Below are 20,087 nucleotides of genomic sequence, written 5' to 3' on the forward strand. Positions count from 1 at the left end.
AATATTATGAAAGCGATGAAATATATATATGCCTTGTTCTTGGGCCTGTTAATGCTAGGACTGGGTTCCTGCATGGAAGAGACGGAAGTGAATGGAGGAGAGCAGAAAGTTGATGGATTACGACTGTCCTTGAGCGTTTCCGCTAGCGACGTGATCTCTCCGCTCACGAAAGCCTCGGCTACTGATGCTAATGCTATTAGCGATTTGAATATCCTTGTGTATAATAAGGATAATAATCGTTTAGTTAAAGGATTGTATTTGACCGGTGCAGCCTTGAATGGCCTTACCGTAAATAATAACGAAGAGAATAAGGCGGTTAATTACGATATAGCTTTACAGAATGGCTCTTATCGTGTACGAGTAATTGCGAACGCAGAATCTGATTTGAGTGCGGAGCCGTTCGATGAGATAAATAACCTATCGTATGGAACGCCAGAAAATTTACCTAAGATGGTAATGAGCGCATTCGATGATAATGTATCAGTTAGCGGAGGAAAAGGTTCTGCCATCCTTTCGTTAAAGCGTATTTACGCTATGATATCCGTATCTGTGAATACTTCTGGATTGAAAGATCGTACGATCAAGCCCCTAAAAGTATCTTTGCATCAAGTACCGGCTACTGGTAAATTGTTTATGAACAACTTAATCCCGGCAAATCCGTCACCTTCAGATTATATAACGGAGGCTGATATGATCGAATTTTCCAATCCGGTAGAAAATGTTAGTTCAATGAAAGATAACAGTGTTTTCTTTATGTATGAGAATAAGCAACCGGATGGTGTCTGCTTACTGAAAGACGGACAGTATGTAGAGGCTTATAAAACCCCGGCAAGTTTAGGTAACACCCCAATAAAGGATGTCGCCACTGTGGAAACGGATAAGACTTGTTCTTATATTCGTGTGGAAGCAGAGTATTCAGAAATGGGTGCTAATGGGAAGATTGTTTATCGCTTTTTCTTAGGAGATGACGCTTTTACCAATTTTGCGGTAGAGCGAAACGCCCACTATAACGTGACGCTTAATCTTACCGGTAAGGGCGGGGTTGACGAGGCTTCTTGGCGTGTGACGAAAGATTTCAACTGGGATTTTACGGTGGATGATATTTATATCGGGTATCGGATAGGCTCTATAAGTGATATCCAAGTGAAGTTACCAACAGATCATCAGTGGTTTGATAAGTGTGAATGGAGTGTGGAAGGTTCAAATAGTAAGGATTTCCAGATTGGTGCGTATGATAAAAATACGAATACGATTCGAGTTATCACGAAGAAAACGAATATTAGTAGTAAGGATCACATAACTAATACCGTGACGATTACGGCTACAGGGAAGGATGGAAAATCAATCTCTAAAACTGTAACTGTCAATCAAGTTATCCGTTTGGTCGATCCGATAGCTTTCTATAAGAAATGGGACAACAGGGAGCTTGTCAAAGTTAAGGTGCGAGAATTTAATAAGGAGAAGAGAAAGTATGAGATATTGAATTCTATTGGCCCTTGGACAGCTACTATTACCGCCGGGGATTGGTTTACGCTATCTACAGATGACGGACAGTCTGTCGTCGGAACATCGGAGTCTGTTACAGGTACTGGAGGTGATATTGTTTTTAATTATAAACCGAATTCGAGCACAGGAAGTTCTTCCACCAATCGTTATGGCGCTATCAAGGTAACCTATCATAATAACCGTTGCGAGCATATGATTTATTTGCGTCAAGGTTATGCGGATACGCAATTGTTGGATGGTGGGGCAACTTGGTCTTTATTCAATTGTACGACAAAAGGCTCTATCACCAACGCTCCGACCCAATCTGGATATTTTTATCAAGGAGGGGCTTCAGATTCCTATTATACACCATGGGATGTGACTTATGGTAATAAGCATTTGAATTGGAAAGAAAAAACATCGGAGGACATGCGCAATGAAAAATACAAATGGGAGTATGGACAAGGTCCATGTCCGAGTGGTTATAAAGTTCCTGCGGCTAGCCATTACAGTGCTATTAAGAGTGCTACGGAGAAAAATACATTATTTACATATGGAGGATATGTGTATGATGATAGTTGTCCGGTTGAGAATACTCCTTTTGGTTGGCAGTGGGATTCAGAAGGCAATGCGGTTATAGATGAAACTATAGATTGCAATCCGGCTAAAGGGACATTAATGGTTCGTTCTACTGGAGAACCTGTCAATTTGTTCTTCTCTTATGGAAAGGCTGTTATGACTGAGCATGGGAGTGCTGCAGAGGATACAGGGATTGATGAGATTGGTATTGGGTATTTGGGTGGAGGTCGACTTCTCTATAATACAGCCCATCGATATGGGGCTTTTTATTGGTCTGGATCTGGTGACTCTCATGCTGATACGAATATGCTTTTTATAGATTTTTGGTATTCTCTGAATACCAATGTTCCTATTAATGTCGGAACATTAAATACGAATAACGGCATGTTTGTTCGTTGTGTGAGGAGTGAAAAATAAATTGATATATCTAGTTGTAGAGACGCAGCATGCTGCGTCTCTCTCTATTTAACAGAAATCAATCTGACACTTTGTATTCTTAACTCCCGGAGAATCCCTTTTTCCGTCCCGACCTACGACTTGCCTCCAAATACGCAAGAAAAAAACAGTAATTGCTTAGCATATACGTAGATGTTGAAAAATGCCCTTTCATTCTAGCTAAATTAATTCATCGTAATTCATATCAAGTAGGGTGAAAAGGGGAAAAACAGGCTTACGACTGGGGTGTAACGGTACAAGAATGCCCATTCACGACCGCTTATAACCCTATTAGCGACCGCTTACGATGCCCAACGGCACGGTAGGTGTTGCCCAACGCCACCGTATGTGTAGGCTTTTGCCTCCTAATGTGCGTTGAAAACCGTCCTTTTTTATCCTAAAACATGAATAAAGCGGCGCTCCATGTCTTTATTGTGTGGCTTTCGTTAAAAGGGAATGCCACGATATGCGTCTTATATTGATCAAAAGGATCAGATAATGTCCGTTTGGCTAACAGGTTGATCTTTGATACTAAAGTGATATGAATGGCTTATTTTATCTAAACGAGATTTTTTATTCGGAAAATAGTCCTTACCTTTACGACATAGATACGTTTTCTGAACTTCAGCCTTCCCGAGTTCCCTTCATGGCGAACGGACGTGGTTCTGGCAAACGAGCAAACAGGTAAGACTTTTGGGCGGATCCGGCTGTGATCGCCCAATCTACGGGGTTTTCCTTGGAGGAAGTGAATGACCTTGAGAACCTTATCCGCAAGGAGGAGATTAAGAATTAGAAGTGGATGATGCGGATTGATGGTGTTAATAGAATCCGAGTCTGATAAATACAGTATGACTGATAAGGGGCAGGCTTACACAAGTCTGCCCCTTGCTGTCTTTATAAAGTGTCGGTGTTCCTATCACCTTCTCGGAAATGAATAGGTGTTCTTATCAATCAAGGATAGTTGGTAGGTTTACCCTTTAAAGTTGAAACTCACACCTATCGTGCTAAGAAATGTTATAATCTATTTTTGTGATGCAAATTAAAAGTGAAAGGGATGAATAGGAGAGAACTCGTGAAAACATTGGCTGATAAATTGTCGGTTACGCAAGTGGAGGCGATGCGGTTTGTTCAAGCTTGGGAAGAGACTACGACAGAGGCTTTGGAAAGTGATGGTTCTTTGATGCTATTGGGCTTTGGGACGCTCTCCGCTTGGAAACAAACCGAACGGATCGGCAGAAATCCTAGGAATGGAGTGGCTTATATAATAAGAGCTCGTAAAAGCGTGAAGTTTAAGCCCGGTAAGTTATTACTTAAACGGTTGAATGCGAGCTCGTCGAAGTGAAGGCATTCATGAATGTATAATAAAAACGAAAAAATATTCGATATGAAGAGAATTCTTTTCCTAGTCCTGCTCTTGGTAGCTACGACAGGCGTTTACGGCCAGAAGTTCGCGGTGAAGTCGAACTTGCTCTATGATGCGACTGCTACGATCAACTTGGGCGTAGAGGTTGGCTTGGCGAAAAAGTGGTCGCTAGATCTATCCGGTAACTATAATGGATGGAAGTTTGGCGATGAGGCTCGTATGAAACATTGGCTGGTACAACCAGAAGCTCGTTATTGGTTGTGCGAGAAGTTCAACGGACATTTCTTCGGCTTGCATGCGCACTATGCGGATTACAATGTTGGAGGTCTGAAGTTCTTGAGCAAGAATATGGAGAATCATCGGTATCAAGGTAATTTGTATGGAGCCGGACTTTCTTATGGCTATCAGTGGTTGTTGAGTGACCGGTGGAGCATGGAAGCCGTGCTGGGTATTGGTTGGGCGCATCTGGATTATGATAAATATCCTTGTGCCACTTGCGGAACCGTATTGAAAAGCGATACGAAAGATTATTTCGGGGTTACGAAAGCCGCTATTTCTATTATTTATTTTATTAAATGACCCAAGCGATGAACAAGAAGATAAATACATATATGATGGCGGCTATGATGGCCGTCGTGTCTCCGGCAATCATGGGACAGACTGCCTCGGATGGGGTTAAAGTGATTTGTAACGACGTGGTACAGAAGGGCGACTCGGTGTATATCGATGCCGTGGTGACAGTAAGTGGCGATGCGGTGAAATCCCGTAGCTATTTGGAACTGACCCCCGTCTTGGAATCGGCTTCGCAAAAAGAGGGGCTTCCTTCTATTTTGGTGAACGGACGTATCCGCCAGAAAGTATATAACCGTGAGGTCGCTTTGGATAATTTGAACGACGTACCTCATTATACTATCTTGAAAGCCAATAAGGAAGATCAAGTGGTAAGTTATAAAACCGCCGTGCCTTTTGAGGATTGGATGAAAGACGCACGTGTCGTGTTAGACCCGAATCTATGCGGTTGCGGTAAGGAAGAGGCCGGTAGTCCGTTATTGATCGCTGACAAGATTCGTCGTCGTCCGGATAAGCGCTATGAGGTTCAGCCTACATTCTCTTATATCACGCCGATGGCAGAGACGGAGAAGCATCGTGCGGAGGTCGGTACGGCTTTCTTAGACTTCCAAGTGGGTAAATATCAGATTCTTCCTGATTTCCGTAATAATGCGGTGGAGTTGGCGAAGATCAATAATACGATCCGTACCGTTACAGAGGATAAGAACGTGAAACCGACAGGTATCGTACTGAAAGGATATGCCTCACCGGAAGGCTCTTACGCTAGTAATAAGAAATTGGCGGATAATCGTGTCAAAGCGTTACGTGACTATATCCGCCAGAAGAATGACTTCAAGGCTGATTTCTTCACGATGAGCTCGGAACCGGAAGATTGGGCCGGTTTTAAGGAAAAGGTAGAGGCCGATCCGAATGTACCGAATCGTAGCGAGGTATTGGCGATTATCGATAGCTCGGATGATCCGGATCGCAAGGAGGCTAAGTTACGTGCCTTGGGTGGTGGCGCCGCTTTCCGTTATGTGCTGAAAGATATTTTCCCTTCGTTACGTCGCTCGGAGTATAAGATTGATTATACGGTACGTGAGTTTACGGAGGATGAGGGGCGTGAGATCATCAAGACTCGTCCGCAACAGCTAAGTTTAGGGGAGATGTTCGCGGTGGCTAACAGCTATGAGATCGGTAGTGACGAATATAATAATGTATTTGATATCGCTGTTTGTATGTTCCCGAATGATCCGGTAGCGAATCTTAACGCCGCGAATATCGCTATGGGTAAGGGTGATTATGCTTCCGCTAAGAACTATTTGGCGAAAGCGGGGAACGCCCCGGAGGCGGTTCACGCGAAAGGAGTGTTAAGTATGTTGACCGGTGATTTGACAGAAGCGGAATCTCTATTGAAGCAGGCTCAGGATATGGGAGTAAAGGCCGCGGCGATAAATTTAGAGGAATTGCGCAAGAAAATAGAGGATAATGCGGTATTTGATAGTTTCAACGCTGTAAAATGATAGCTATTCCTCCCTATGTATAGGGTAGAAGGCACTTAATTTGTAAATGTCATGAAGACAAATATTAATAATAATTTCTTTTATATGGAACAAGCATCAGATGTAGTAGAGTTGGTTCTGCCTCATGAGGTAGATAATCCAAACAATGTCTATCTGTATCTGGAAGGAGATGCTTGGTGCGCATACGAACGTTCAGCCTACTATCTGACTCAGATGGAGGTTCCGGTTGTATTAAAGAAAGAAGTAATCCACGATGACTATGACGTGGTTTTACTGAAAGCTTTTTTCGCCGTGAATGATATGTATTTGCCCCTTTCTCCTACGGCTGTGCTGAAGTTGGTTGCCGACGATAAGCTACAGTTCCAGATAAGGGATAGGGTAGAAGGTTTTTCCGAATGGAAAGAGAATGAGTTAAAAAAATTATCTGCTTGATAAGGAAGCGAACGCTTCTTATTTAAGCATGTAAAGTTGAGGGGTGTAACGGTCCTGAAAAGTAGTGATACTTTTCAGGACTATTTTTCTGTATAGGGAGCTTCCCTGTAAATGATCACCCGGCAATCCGGGGAGAGGGTGACGGTAAATTGATTTCCTAAAGCCTCGTTGAGAGTTCCTTGCCACCATGAGGTGAGCTTTCGTTGGCAAATGGGCCAGCGGAGTCCTTCTGTACTAATCTCCCCTTCGGGATAAAGAACGAAAATGGAGATTTGTTGCCCCGGATAAGAAGCGAAAGTCGTTGTTTCTAAGATAGGTGTGAAAAGACCATAGTCGGATAACATCTCCACCCGCTTGAATAAGGGGGCATACTCCATAAGAAGGGATATATTTCCCAATGTATGATCCTCACGCAATCCGGTAGCTCCTAATATGAGAACTTCTCGATAGCCTTGGGCATGGGCGAAGCGGATGGATTTGGAGAGGTCGTTGATCTCTTGGTCCTCTAAATGGTGGATTCGGTCTGCGTAACGTTTGCGCAGATCGGCGGGTATACTGTCCAAGTCTCCTACGATAGCGTCCGGATGAATACCCTTTTCATAAAGTGTCTTTACGGCTCCATCACAAGCGATAATCGTTTTCGCTTCCTTTAATAATCTCAAGGGTAACTCAGCGGAAGGAAATCTCCCATTCGCTACGATCACACATCCTCTTTCCTTCACTTCCGTATTATCTCCCATAATTCATAAATTATAAATTAAAACTCTTCCCCTTTCTTCCGCCAATTGTAATAGCCCACAATGGCTAGTGTCGCATAGCAAAAATAGAGTAGCATCGTTGGATACAAGCCCCGAAGGTAATAAAGATATACGGAAACGAGGTTTACGATTACCCAAAAAATCCAATGCTCGATAATTCGCCTTGCCAGCATCCAAGTAGCGACAATGCCTACCGACGTGGTGAACGCATCGCCTACGGGGATGGGAGAGTCCGTGAATTGATGAAGGAGATACCATAAGATGGCGAATACAACGGCCAATGTCCCGATAATCCCCACGAAAAGCGGAAGGCTCAGATGGGTGTATAGGATACGGTCGGAGGGAAGACTGTCGTTTTCCGTGTGTATCTCATGTTTCTTCCGGGTCCATTGATAGAAACCGTATATGCTGATTCCTACGTAATAGGTTTGCAATCCCATGTCCGCATAAATCTTAGCGGACAGGAAGACAAAGACATACACGAGGGAGGTGAGGAATCCCACCACCCACATGGCCTTATGTTGTTTAATCTCTAGAAAGAGATAGAGCAGACCAGTTATTACTCCGAAGTATTCTAGCCAAACCATTTTAGTAATTGATAATTGATAATTGAAAATTAAGTTAGAATTTGAAGGTGATCCTGGCCATGGCGTTCGTGCCGGCTTGGGTGAAATAACCGTCATCCTTTTTACGTGTGCCGTTTTCGATATACGAGTATACCCATGCGTTGGTCTCGTACTTCTCGTTGAAGAGGTTGTTGATAGTCACGTCTAGGGTTATTTCTTTCATGAACTTAGGCTGGAAGGCGTAACCGATACGTAGGCTATTGATAAAGTAGGGATCGATGGAACGATCCTTGCTGCTTGAATTGTCTATGTATTGGCGGCCTACTATTTGTGAGTTGAAACTCGCGATAAACCCTTTGTAAACGAAATCGAACATGCTGTTCGCTATTAGATTGGGTGAGAAAGCTATATTCGTTGTGCCTAGATCATTGATCTCTTGTCCTCCGGTATCCCAGTTATCCACGTATTCCACGAAATGCTTGATTTTATTTTGGCTGAGGGTTACGTTCGCGTTCCAATTCAGCCAAGAGGTGATTTGTACACCTCCGGTAAGCTCGATGCCCATTCGGTAGCTATCCTTTATATTGGAAGTGAGTGCCTCGCCGATCTCGCTGATCTTGCCGGTCAGGATCAATTGGTTGTTGTAATCCATGAAATAGAGATTGGCTCCAACCCGGAAACGGTCGTTACCAAAACTATAACCGGCCTCGTAATCATATAAGGTCTCGTGGGTAGGACGTTCCTCGGGGCCTGCCTCCGTGAAATTGTCACGGTTCGGTTCCCGGTTAGCGACGGAGAAAGAGACGAAGGCGTTATGGCCATTGTTATGGAAGTTTATTCCGGCTTTCGGGTTGAAGAAGTTCCAGTTCTTACGAATGTCCAGTCCTTCCCCGGCTTTGTCATCGTTTCCCTTAATGGTGTAATGGATCCCACGGTATTGTAAGTCCAGATAGCCGGTGAAAAGAGGGGAAAGACGTTGAGTCAATTTAGCGTATGCGTTGTAGTCTAATTTCTTACCGGTATTGCGATAATATTCGTAATCCGGTTGTGGCAAGACGTTTGCGCTTTTGGTCCACATTACCCGGCCAAAATGATCGCCTACATAGTGGTTGACGGCGGTTCCCAGCGTAAGGCGGGTATTGTCACGTTGATAGTTCGCGCTATAAACGGCCCCATAGAAATAATTGTCGAGCCATTTACGGCGCACGAGGTCGGTCTTTTTTACGGTATTACCCTCCGGATCGATATATTCCGGTAGCTTATAACTGCTGAATTTGGCTTTCGATTTATAATCCTCGTAATATCCATTTCCGTCGGTGTAATGAAGGGTCAGGTTCATATTCCAGAAATCTCCGATACGCTGGCTGGCCATTAAATGGTAGTTGTGTTGCCAATAATTATCCGTCTGGTTGTTATAAAACTTCTTCACTCCATCTTCCTCATATTCTCCGCATGGATTATAGCTACGATCTGTGTCAAGTAAATAAGACGGAACGCCGTTCCATGCTTGATAGGTCTTCTCGCTGTTCCCGAAGGCTTGAAATTTAATCAATGTATTATCGGCATAGAAAGCGGCGGAGGCATAGTAAGAGCTCATACGGGCGGAGGCGCGATCGATAAAGCCGTCGCTACGGATATTGGAGTAGCGGGCGTCGAAAGCGAAATGATCGTAAAGTAATCCGGTGCTGCCTTTTACCGTATGCTTCAGCGTACCGAAAGAACCTGCTGATACGGAATATTCGCCGTAAGGCTTTAAGGACGGTTTCCCGGTCTGCATGGCGACCGTAGCGCCAAAAGCCGCGGCTCCGTTCGTAGAGGTTCCAGCACCTCGTTGGATCTGGATCGATTCTACCGAGGAAGCTATATCGGCCATATTAGCCCAGAATACGGTATGAGACTCGGAGTCATTAACCGGTACGCCATTGATCGTGATATTGATACGGTTCGCGTCTGTACCCCGGATACGAAAACCGGAGTAACCGATACCCGTTCCGGCATCCGAGGTCATGATAACAGACGGGGATTGGGAGATAAGGAATGGGATACCTTGCCCGTTGTTCCGGCTGCTTAGTTCTTGTTTGGAGATGTCGCTATAAGCTACCGGGGTCTCTTTCCCGACTTTGGTAGCGGTAATAACCACTTCATCCAAAGATACGTCTTTTGAGATTTTCAAGGAGTCGACCGGACTGGGCATTTGTGCCTTGGCGGTTGTAGCCAGCAAGGAGCCGGCCAAGATAACCAATACATTTTTCATCTTTTCATCTTTTTGCTTTAAAACTAAATAGATGAATAGAAAGGATCGGAGAAGCATGAATCCCTACGACAGCATTACCTGTACAGGTTCTATGGGTATGATCTCAGCCTGCTCCTTTCATGAAGGATTTTGCGAGCACCCCTTCGTATTCGGCAGCAAAGATAGGCATAAAAGTGTTAATAAATATTACTATCAATAGTAAATCGGATTTCTATAGATATTAATTCTGATTACTATCGATCGTAATCCGGTTTGTGTCGTATTAATTTTTTCTGCAAAAAGATGAGGATATTTTGAGAACTCATTGATTTTTTGTATATTTGCGGGCGATTAAGTGAAGTTGAGGAGGGGGCGGGTAGTCCCCTTCTTTTGTTCTTAACAGATATATGTATGATAGAAAAGAAAGTGGTAAGCCAATTAGTAGAGGAAAAACTAGCCTCTTCAAGCAATTATTTAGTAGACGTAGTGATTAAACCGGGGAACCTGATAGTCGTTGAAATTGATAACGATGAAGCGGTAAGCATTGATGATTGCGCTGAGTTGAGCCGGTATTTGGAGGAGCATCTGGATCGTGACGTCGAGGACTATGAGCTGGAGGTTGGCTCCGCCGGCATTACTTCTCCTTTTAAGGTACTTCGCCAATACGTCAAGAACATCGGAAACGAGGTGGAGATGCTGTTGAAAAACGGCTCGAAGCTGACAGGTGTGTTGAAATCTGCCGACGAGAACGGTGTGGTTGTCTCTGTCGAGAAGAAGGTGAAACCGGAGGGCGCTAAGCGGAAGGTAACCGTGATAGAGGATGAGTCGTATACATTTGATGAAATAAAATATACAAAATACTTAATAAGATTCAAGTAAGATTATGGCCAAGAAAGAGGAAACAATCAGTATGATTGACACCCTTGCGGAGTTCAAGGAGTTGAAGAATATCGATAAAGATACGATGATTAGCGTTTTGGAAGATTCGTTCCGTAACGTGATCGCCAAGATGTTTGGCACGGATGAGAACTATGACGTGATTATCAATCCTGAGAAAGGTGATTTCGAGATCTGGAGAAACCGTACGGTTGTGGCTGATGATGAATTGGAGGATGAGAACTTGCAGCTTACGTTGACGGAGGCCCGTAAAATCGACGCCGACTGTGAGGTGGGCGAGGAAGTGACCGACGAGGTGCATTTCGCGGACTTCGGACGTCGTGCGATCTTAAACTTGCGCCAGACTTTGGCTTCAAAGATACTTGAATTGCAGAAAGACAGCTTGTACGCTAAGTATAAGGATAAAATCGGCCACATCATCGCCGCTGAGGTTTATCAGGTGTGGAAGAAAGAAATCCTGTTGCTGGATGACGATGGTAATGAGTTGCTACTGCCGAAATCCGAGCAAATCCCGACCGATTTCTATCGTAAGGGAGAGACCGTACGTGCGATCGTTCAACGTGTGGATAACTATAATAACAACCCGAAGATCCTTCTTTCCCGTACGGATAAGGTCTTCTTGCAGCGGTTGTTTGAGTTGGAGGTTCCGGAGATTAATGACGGCTTGATTACGATCAAGGCGATCGCCCGTATCCCGGGAGAGCGTGCCAAAGTGGCTGTCGAGTCATACGATGACCGTATTGACCCGGTGGGTGCTTGCGTAGGTATGAAAGGCTCTCGTATTCACGGAATCGTTCGCGAGTTGAGAAACGAGAACATTGATGTGATTAATTACACCTCAAATCTCTCTTTGTTTATCCAGCGTGCTTTAAGCCCGGCTAAGATCTCTTCTATCCGTGTAAATGAGGAAGAAAAGAAAGCTGAGGTTTATCTACGTCCTGAGGAGGTCTCTTTAGCGATCGGTAAGGGCGGTCTGAATATTAAGTTGGCTTGTATGTTGACTGAGTATACGATTGACGTATTCCGTGATATCGAAGGAGCGGACGAGGAGGATATCTACTTGGATGAGTTCTCCGACGAGATCGACAGCTGGGTGATCGACGCACTGAAGAATATAGGATGCTATACGGCGAAGAGCGTCCTTGCTATGAACCGCAATGAGATTATTGAACGTGCCGATCTGGAAGAGCAGACCGTGGACGATCTTTTAGCTATCTTATCCGCGGAATTTGAAGATGAAGGTAACGAATAAGTATTACGACAAAGTTAGATATGCCTATAAAATTAATTCAAGTACAGAGAAAATTGAACGTGGGAATCAACACGGTGGTTGAGTTCCTGCACCGGAATGGGTTCTCGGTTGAGGATAATCCCAACACGAGGATCAGTGATGAACAGTATGCTTTGCTCGTAAAAGAGTTTGGAAAGGATCTGCCTGAGAAAGATCGTAATTTTGCGGCGGATCGTGCGCAGAAAGAGGCTCCTTCTGTGAAAGAAGAGAAGACTGCGGAAATAAAGACAGTGATACCGGAAGAATTCAGGCCTAAGATCGTAATGAAGGGTCATATCGATTTGGATGGTGGACAACATAAAAAACAGCAGGAAGAGCCGAAGGCTAAAGAGGAGCCGAAGGTGAAAGAAGAGCCTAAGGTAAAGGAAGAGCCGAAAGTGAAGGAAGCGCCTGCCGCTCCCGCTGCTCAAGCTCCTGTTAAACCCGCGCAGCCTGCGCAGGCTCCCACGGAGAAAAAAGAAGAAAAAGTTATAGTAGTGGAAGTGGAAAAAGAAAAAACCGTAGAGAAGCAACTGGTTGTTGCGGAACCTAAGGTGGAAAGTGTGAAACCGGAACAGGAAGTAGAGAAGACCGAGGAAAAAGACGATAATCTTTTCCGTTTGAACTCGGTTAAATTGGAATCAAAGATCAAGGTAACCGGTAAGATTGACTTGGATGCGCTTAACCAATCGACTCGTCCGAAGAAGAAAACGAAGGAGGAGAAGCGGAAAGAGCGTGATGAGAAGCAAAAGTTTAATAACAATCGGCCGGGTAATAATAGCAACGGTCCGGGCGCTCCTCATAAGAGTCCGAATTCGCCTACTTTGATTAAACCGAACGCTCCTGCTAAACCGGGTGAGGAAGGTGACGCTAAGAAGAAGCGTAAACGTATCAAGAAAGATCGAGTAGACGTGAATAATACGCCGGGTACGAATTATCTGCGCCCGAATCGTGACGATCGTCCGAATAACGACCGTAAGCCTCGCTTGAAGAAGCCGGTGAAAGCGGAAGTTAGCGAAGAGGATGTTCAAAAGCAGATCAAGGAGACTTTGGCTCGCTTGACCAACAAGAATAATAAGAATAATAAGGGGGCTAAATACCGTCGTGATAAACGTGACGCCGCTGTGAAACGTGAGCACGAGTTGATGGAACAGGAAGAACTGGAAAGCAAGGTATTGAAGCTGACCGAGTTCGTTACGGCCAACGACTTGGCGAACATGATGGACGTATCTGTAACGGAGGTTATCGGTACTTGCATGAGCATCGGCCTTATGGTTTCGATCAATCAGCGCCTGGATGCGGAGACGATCAATATCGTGGCTGAGGAGTTCGGTTATAAGACTGAATATGTAAGCGCGGATGTTGTCGAGGCGATCAACGCTGATGAGGAAGATGATAACGAGGAGGATTGGGTAGCCCGTCCGCCTATCGTAACGGTGATGGGACACGTTGACCATGGTAAGACTTCTTTATTGGATAATATCCGTAGCGCGAACGTAATCGCTGGTGAGGCTGGTGGTATCACGCAGCATATCGGAGCCTACAACGTGAAGTTGCAGAATGGCCGCCGTATCACGTTCTTGGATACTCCGGGTCACGAGGCGTTTACCGCTATGCGTGCCCGTGGCGCGAAGGTGACGGATATCGCTATTATTATCGTGGCCGCTGATGATAACGTGATGCCTCAGACGATCGAGGCGATTAATCACGCTTCGGCTGCCGGTGTTCCTATTGTTTTCGCTATTAATAAAATCGATAAGCCACATGCTAATCCTGAGAAGATCAAGGAGGAGTTGGCGAATATGAATTACTTGGTGGAAGACTGGGGGGGTAAGTACCAGAGTCAGGAGATCTCCGCTAAGAAAGGTATCGGTGTCGAGGAGTTGTTGGAGAAGGTATTGTTGGAGGCCGACCTGTTGGATTTGAAAGCGAATCCGAAAAAACGTGCGGTTGGTTCTATCATCGAGTCTTCTTTGGACAAGGGACGTGGCTATGTATCTACCATATTGGTGGAGAACGGTACGTTGAAGATGGGAGATATCGTTTTGGCGGGAACTCATCAAGGACGTATCAAGGCGATGTTCAACGAGCGTAATCAACGGGTGGAGAAGGCTGGTCCTTCCGAGCCGGTATTGATCCTCGGTTTGAATGGTGCTCCTCAGGCTGGTGATACATTTAATGTATTGGAGACTGAGCAAGAGGCGCGTGAGATCGCTAACCGTCGTGAGCAATTGCAGCGTGAGTTAGGTCTTCGTACGCAGAAGATGCTTACCTTGGATGATATCGGACGTCGTATCGCCGTGGGTAACTTCCAAGAGTTGAACGTGATCGTGAAGGGTGACGTGGATGGCTCCGTAGAGGCTTTGTCCGACTCCTTGATCCGTTTGTCTACCGAGGAGATTCAGGTGAATGTAATTCATAAGGCGGTTGGTCAGATTTCCGAGTCGGATGTGGTTTTGGCAGCGGCTTCGAACGCTATCATTATCGGATTCCAAGTTCGTCCGTCTTTGCAAGCACGTAGAAACGCCGAGAAGGAAGGTGTAGAGATCCGTTTGTACTCTATCATCTACGATGCGATCGAGGAGGTGAAGAGCGCTATGGAAGGCATGCTTTCTCCGGAGATCAAGGAGGAGATTACCGCTTATGTGGAAGTTCAGCAGGTATTCAAGATCACCAAGGTCGGTACGGTTGCCGGATGTATGGTTAAGGAAGGCAAGATCAAGCGTACGAACAAGATCCGTTTGATACGTGACGGTATCGTGATTTATGCCGGCGAGCTAGGCTCTTTGAAACGTTTCAAGGACGATGCGAAAGAGGTCGTGGCTGGCTTGGATTGCGGTTTGAATATTACGAACTTCAACGATATCCAAGTGGGCGATATGATCGAGGCTTACGAAGAGACAGAAATTAAGAAGACGTTATAACGATGAACTGGTTGGACATTACATTGCTATGTCTGGCAGGGATAGGATTTGTGAAAGGCCTGTTTGATGGAATCATCAAACAGGTTGTTTCGCTTATAGCCCTAGTGATCGCGATCTTTTTCTGCGGAAAAGCGGCGGCTTGGCTGAAAGGATATATCTTGGCGTTGGGTTGGTTTCCGGAAGAAGGGGTTACGATCTTGAGTTATATAGCGGGTTTTATCTTGATTATGGGGGTGTTTATTTTAGCGGGAGAACTGGTTACCAAGGTGGTAGGGGCGACACCGTTGAGCGTTATCAACCATTTGTTTGGTGGTTTTTTCGGGTTGCTGGTCGTTTTGGTCTTTACCAGTTTGCTGTTGAACGCACTGGAGTTCGTGGATCGTGGATCGGTCTTGATTCATCGCCAATCAAAGATAGAATCTCGTTTTTATTATAGCGTGAAGCAAATAGTACCAACAATTTTCCCACATAATTTGTTTTCATTAGGAGAATGAAGGGCTTTTATCAATGGTTAATTTTTAATTATGCAGGATTCAAATCATATAATTAATGAGGTAACGAGCGGAGATTATAAATACGGCTTCGTTACCGATATTGATACGGAGGTGATCCATCGTGGATTAGACGAGGAGACGGTCCGTATTATCTCTGCCAAGAAGAACGAGCCGGAATGGTTACTCGAGTTCCGTTTGAAGGCTTTTCGCCATTGGCAGACGTTGGAGATGCCTACATGGCCTCACTTGAATATCCCGCCGATCGATTATCAGGACATTATCTATTATGCCGCCCCTAAGAAAAAAGAGGGACCGAAGAGCTTGGATGAGGTAGATCCTGAGTTGTTGAAAACATTCGATAAACTGGGTATTCCTTTGGAAGAACAGAAGCATTTAAGCGGAATGGCGGTAGACGCCGTGATGGATAGTGTTTCCGTGAAGACTACTTTCAAGGAGAATCTCGCGGAGAAGGGGATTATTTTCTGTTCGTTCAGCGAGGCTGTACAACATCATCCGGACTTGGTGCAGAAATATTTGGGCAGCGTGGTTGGTTATCGTGATAATTTCTTCGCCGCCTTGAATTCGGCCGTGTTCTCGGACGGTTCGTTTGTTTATATACCGAAGGGCGTACGTTGCCCGATGGAGTTGAGTACGTATTTCCGTATCAATGCCGCTAATACCGGACAGTTCGAGCGTACCTTGATTGTCGCTGACGATGAGGCGTATGTAAGTTATCTGGAAGGATGTACGGCACCGATGCGTGACGAGAACCAATTGCATGCCGCTATCGTGGAGATCGTGGCGAACGAGCGTGCCGAGGTGAAGTATTCTACCGTACAGAACTGGTATCCGGGTGATAAGGAAGGTAAAGGCGGTATCTATAACTTCGTGACGAAACGAGGTTTGTGCAAAGGTGAGGGTAGCAAGATCTCTTGGACGCAAGTAGAGACCGGTTCGGCAATCACTTGGAAATATCCGAGCTGTATCTTGGCGGGTGATAACTCGGTAGGTGAGTTTTACTCGGTTGCCGTGACCAATAATTACCAACAGGCCGATACGGGTACGAAGATGATCCATCTGGGTAAGAATACGAAAAGTACGATCGTATCCAAGGGTATCTCTGCCGGTCATAGCCAGAATAGCTATCGGGGATTGGTAAAGGTGTCCGCCCGTGCGGAAGGCGCCCGAAACCATAGCCAATGCGATAGTTTGTTACTAAGCTCTACTTGTGGAGCTCATACGTTCCCTTACGCTGATATTCAGAATGAGACGGCGATCGTGGAGCATGAGGCTACGACGAGTAAGATCAGTGAGGAGCAATTGTTCTACTGCCAGCAACGGGGTATCTCGGTAGAAGAGGCTGTCGGTTTGATCGTGAATGGATATGCCCGCGAGGTAATGAATAAGTTACCGATGGAGTTCGCTGTCGAGGCTCAGAAATTACTAACGATCTCGCTGGAAGGCAGCGTAGGATAGAATAATTTTCAATTTTCAACTTTCAATTTTCAATTAGAAAAGATGTTAGAGGTTAAGAATTTACATGCCAACGTAAATGGCAAAGAGATATTGAAAGGTATCAACCTGTCGGTGAAAGCGGGTGAGGTACATGCTATCATGGGACCGAACGGTTCCGGAAAAAGTACGTTAAGTAGTGTATTGGTAGGTAATCCCGCTTTTGAGGTAACGGAAGGAGAGGTTATCTTCAACGGTAAGAATCTGCTGGATCTTTCTCCCGAGGATCGTAGCCGTGAGGGTATTTTCTTGAGCTTCCAATATCCGGTCGAGATCCCGGGAGTTAGTATGGTGAACTTTATGCGTGCGGCGTTGAACGAGCACCGTAAATATAACGGTCTGGAACCGGTTTCGGCTACGGACTTCTTGAAATTGATGCGTGAGAAACGTGCGATCGTCGAGCTGGATAATAAACTGGCCAGCCGTAGCGTGAACGAAGGTTTCTCCGGTGGAGAGAAAAAGCGGAACGAGATCTTCCAGATGGCGATGTTAGAGCCGAAATTGGCGATCTTGGATGAGACGGATAGTGGTTTGGATATCGATGCCTTGCGTATCGTGGCGCATGGCGTGAACCAGTTGAGGACTCCGGAGAATGCCGCTATCGTAATCACGCACTATCAGCGTCTGCTGGATTACATCAAGCCGGATGTGGTTCATGTGCTTTACAAAGGCCGTATCGTGAAGACCGCCGGTCCGGAATTGGCCTTGGAACTGGAAGAGAAAGGTTACGACTGGATCAAGAAAGAGATGGGAGATGAGTAATATGAAGGCCGAGCAACAATATATCGATCTTTTCGCCCAATGTGAGGATCTGGTATGTCGTCATAGTACGCCGGTGATGAATGCCCTCAGGGCTGAGGCCTTGGCGAACTTTGAGCGACTCGGATTCCCCTCCACGAGAAGCGAGGATTATAAATATACGGATGTAGCCCAAGCGTTCGCTCCGGATTACGGTTTGAATATCAACCGGGTCGCTATCCCGGTGAATCCTTATGACGTGTTCCGTTGTGACGTACCGAACCTGAGCACATCGTTATACTTTGTAGTGAACGATACGTTTTACGATAAGGAATTGCCAAAAGCGCATTTGCCGGAAGGCGTGTATGCTGGAGGGTTGAAGGCTTTTACGGAGCAATATCCGGAGATCGCTTCCAAGTATTACGGAAAGGCGGCACCGAGTAGCAAGGATGGTATTATCGCATTGAATACGATGTTAGCCCAAGATGGTTTCGTGGTGTATGTACCGAAAAATGTCGTGGTTGAGCGTCCTATCCAATTGGTGAATATTTTCCGTAGCGATGTGGATACGATGGCGAACCGTCGTGTTCTGGTGATTATGGAACCTCATTCGGAAGCGAAGCTATTGGTTTGCGATCATAGTATCGATGACGTGAAATTCTTGGCGACTCAAGTGGTTGAGATTTTCGCAGAGGAAGGCGCTCGCTTCGATTATTATGATTTGGAGGAAAGCAGTGTGTCCACGACCCGTTTCTCCTCCGTACACGTAAGGCAGGCGGCCTCGGCCAATGTCTTGGTAAACGGTATTACGTTGACGAATGGCTTGACTCGCAACAATTATTACGTGGAACTGAATGGCGAGTATGCCGAGTCTACCTTATGCGGTATGTCCGTTCTGGACAAGGAGCAACAGATGGATACCTATAGCCATATTACCCATGCGGTTCCGAATTGTACCAGCAACGAGTTGTTCAAGAATGTACTGAATGATCATGCCGTAGGTGTCTTCAGCGGACGTATCTTGGTGAAAGAGGATGCCCAGAAGACCGCCGCTTACCAGACGAACCGTAATCTGTGCGCTACTCGTGAGGCCCGTATGTACAGCAAGCCGCAACTGGAGATTTATGCGGACGACGTAAAATGCTCGCACGGTATGACGACCGGTCAGTTAGATGAGAACGCTTTGTTCTATATGCAAAGCCGCGGTATCCCGCGTGACGAGGCCCGTATGCTATTGAGCGTGGCTTTCACTTCCGACGTGATCGACCATGTACGCTTGGAGGCGTTGAAAGACCGTTTGCATAAACTGGTGGAGAAACGTTTCCGCGGTGAGCTGGCCAAATGCGCCGGTTGCCGGATTTGTAAATAATTGCGAATAAGAGGAAAACTATAATCAGGCATGGATTATCCCGACGATAATGTAGGGAACCATGTCTGATTTTTTTATATCTTTGGCAGTGACAAATTAAAACCTCCAACTTATGCAGTTAACACACATCGCCTTATGGACGAATCATCTGGAACGTTTACGGGATTTCTATGTAAAGTATTTTAATGGTAAGAGTAATGAGAAATATGTGAATTCGAAAAAAGGATTCGCCTCCTATTTCGTCTCTTTCGAGAGTGGCCCCGCCTTGGAGATCATGCAACGGCAAGATATTACTGAGGCTTACGACAAGGATCATATCGGCTTGGCTCATCTGGCCTTTCATGCGGATAAGAAGGAGCAAGTGGATCAAATGATCGAACGTTTCCGGATGGATGGATACACGATCGCCGGTGAGACCCGCGTTTCCGGGGATGGTTACTATGAGGGCGTGATCCGAGATCCTGACGGAAATATAGTAGAGATCGTCGCTAACGGGGAGCCGGAGATACAAGTAGCTTTATTTCCTCCTTATGAGTTACTGCTGGAAGCCGATCCGGATCGGGAGAAAGTCGAGGCTTACCTAAAGGATTCGGATTGCTTTATCGCTACGGTACGAAATTCCGTTGCCGGCGTGATCGTGGTTCGCAAGGAGGAGGGTCGCAAGGCGGAGATCATGAATCTTGCCGTGGCGGATATCTTCCGTCGGCGAGGAATCGCCCGGAAACTATTACGGCATGTATCTAATAAATGGGCTCCGGCTCAAGATGTCGAGCTTTTGCGTATTTGCACCGGAACCTCAGCCGCCGGCCCGATGATGCTTTATCAACAGGAAGGCTTCGACTTGGTTGCCGTAGATCGCGATTATTTCGTACGGAACTATGCCGAGCCTATCTGGGAGAACGGCATTCAATGCAGGCATCAATTGATTCTTGAAAAGCGATTAAAATAGTATATATGAAA

Annotated in this window: 16 protein-coding genes and 1 pseudogene; 14 read left to right on the forward strand and 3 right to left on the reverse strand. The window is 45.6% G+C overall.

Features of this window, described 5'->3' with window-relative positions; all coding sequences use genetic code 11:
• The first annotated feature begins 6 nt into the window (after positions 1 to 6).
• From NBH07_RS17250 to NBH07_RS17270, 6 genes and pseudogenes are all read left to right on the forward strand, one after another.
• Complete coding sequence (locus NBH07_RS17250) at positions 7 to 2,481, forward strand: DUF4906 domain-containing protein (RefSeq protein ID WP_156682712.1); 2,475 nt, start codon at positions 7 to 9, stop codon at positions 2,479 to 2,481.
• Between the two features lie 626 nt (positions 2,482 to 3,107).
• Positions 3,108 to 3,209 (forward strand): annotated as a pseudogene (locus tag NBH07_RS22770) (PD-(D/E)XK nuclease family transposase); the annotation flags it as partial.
• 344 nt (positions 3,210 to 3,553) lie between these two features.
• Positions 3,554 to 3,841 (forward strand): HU family DNA-binding protein, encoded by a 288-nt coding sequence (locus tag NBH07_RS17255; protein ID WP_009016913.1) that lies wholly within the window; start codon positions 3,554 to 3,556, stop codon positions 3,839 to 3,841.
• Positions 3,842 to 3,883: 42 nt separating this feature from the next.
• On the forward strand, positions 3,884 to 4,441 hold the full coding sequence (locus tag NBH07_RS17260; protein WP_005859412.1) for a DUF3575 domain-containing protein: 558 nt from the start codon (positions 3,884 to 3,886) through the stop codon (positions 4,439 to 4,441).
• 8 nt (positions 4,442 to 4,449) lie between these two features.
• A complete protein-coding gene (locus tag NBH07_RS17265; RefSeq protein ID WP_250833564.1) occupies positions 4,450 to 5,934 on the forward strand; it encodes a DUF3868 domain-containing protein in 1,485 nt (494 codons plus the stop codon).
• A gap of 51 nt (positions 5,935 to 5,985) precedes the next feature.
• A complete protein-coding gene (locus NBH07_RS17270; RefSeq protein ID WP_009016915.1) occupies positions 5,986 to 6,366 on the forward strand; it encodes a hypothetical protein in 381 nt (126 codons plus the stop codon).
• Positions 6,367 to 6,446: 80 nt separating this feature from the next.
• Here NBH07_RS17270 and NBH07_RS17275 read toward each other — a convergent pair whose 3' ends face one another.
• Genes NBH07_RS17275 through NBH07_RS17285 form a run of 3 tightly spaced genes read right to left on the reverse strand, consistent with a single transcriptional unit; the run spans position 6,447 to position 9,944 of the window.
• The gene (locus NBH07_RS17275; protein ID WP_009016916.1) at positions 6,447 to 7,106 is read right to left on the reverse strand and encodes a thiamine diphosphokinase; all 660 of its coding nucleotides are present in this window, start codon (positions 7,104 to 7,106) and stop codon (positions 6,447 to 6,449) included.
• 17 nt (positions 7,107 to 7,123) lie between these two features.
• The gene (gene pnuC, locus NBH07_RS17280; RefSeq protein ID WP_009016917.1) at positions 7,124 to 7,711 is read right to left on the reverse strand and encodes a nicotinamide riboside transporter PnuC; all 588 of its coding nucleotides are present in this window, start codon (positions 7,709 to 7,711) and stop codon (positions 7,124 to 7,126) included.
• A gap of 34 nt (positions 7,712 to 7,745) precedes the next feature.
• Positions 7,746 to 9,944, reverse strand: coding sequence for a TonB-dependent receptor (locus NBH07_RS17285; RefSeq protein WP_039848540.1), 2,199 nt, complete (start codon positions 9,942 to 9,944; stop codon positions 7,746 to 7,748).
• A 390-nt stretch (positions 9,945 to 10,334) separates the two neighbouring features.
• Between NBH07_RS17285 and rimP the strand changes: the two genes are divergently transcribed.
• From rimP to NBH07_RS17325, 8 genes are all read left to right on the forward strand, one after another.
• Positions 10,335 to 10,802 carry a ribosome assembly cofactor RimP gene (gene rimP, locus NBH07_RS17290; RefSeq protein WP_005867585.1) on the forward strand — a complete coding sequence of 156 codons (468 nt, stop codon included), beginning with the start codon at positions 10,335 to 10,337 and terminating at the stop codon, positions 10,800 to 10,802.
• A gap of 4 nt (positions 10,803 to 10,806) precedes the next feature.
• Positions 10,807 to 12,072, forward strand: coding sequence for a transcription termination factor NusA (gene nusA, locus NBH07_RS17295; RefSeq protein WP_005867586.1), 1,266 nt, complete (start codon positions 10,807 to 10,809; stop codon positions 12,070 to 12,072).
• A 20-nt stretch (positions 12,073 to 12,092) separates the two neighbouring features.
• Entirely contained in the window at positions 12,093 to 15,014 is a 2,922-nt protein-coding gene (gene infB, locus NBH07_RS17300; RefSeq protein WP_009016919.1) for a translation initiation factor IF-2, read from the forward strand.
• A gap of 2 nt (positions 15,015 to 15,016) precedes the next feature.
• Complete coding sequence (locus NBH07_RS17305) at positions 15,017 to 15,508, forward strand: CvpA family protein (RefSeq protein ID WP_005859392.1); 492 nt, start codon at positions 15,017 to 15,019, stop codon at positions 15,506 to 15,508.
• 30 nt (positions 15,509 to 15,538) lie between these two features.
• Positions 15,539 to 16,984: a Fe-S cluster assembly protein SufB gene (sufB, locus tag NBH07_RS17310; protein WP_005859390.1), complete on the forward strand. Its 1,446-nt coding sequence runs from the start codon at positions 15,539 to 15,541 to the stop codon at positions 16,982 to 16,984.
• Between the two features lie 42 nt (positions 16,985 to 17,026).
• Positions 17,027 to 17,782: a Fe-S cluster assembly ATPase SufC gene (gene sufC, locus NBH07_RS17315; protein ID WP_005859388.1), complete on the forward strand. Its 756-nt coding sequence runs from the start codon at positions 17,027 to 17,029 to the stop codon at positions 17,780 to 17,782.
• Complete coding sequence (gene sufD, locus NBH07_RS17320) at positions 17,775 to 19,127, forward strand: Fe-S cluster assembly protein SufD (RefSeq protein WP_008779222.1); 1,353 nt, start codon at positions 17,775 to 17,777, stop codon at positions 19,125 to 19,127. Before sufC ends, sufD begins: the two co-directional genes overlap by 8 nt.
• 112 nt (positions 19,128 to 19,239) lie before the next feature.
• Complete coding sequence (locus NBH07_RS17325; protein WP_008779223.1) at positions 19,240 to 20,076, forward strand: GNAT family N-acetyltransferase; 837 nt, start codon at positions 19,240 to 19,242, stop codon at positions 20,074 to 20,076.
• Positions 20,077 to 20,087: the final 11 nt, after the last annotated feature.

Origin of the sequence: Parabacteroides sp. B2-S-102 (assembly GCF_023656665.1) — a bacterium.
Taxonomy (GTDB): Bacteria; Bacteroidota; Bacteroidia; order Bacteroidales; family Tannerellaceae; genus Parabacteroides; species Parabacteroides distasonis.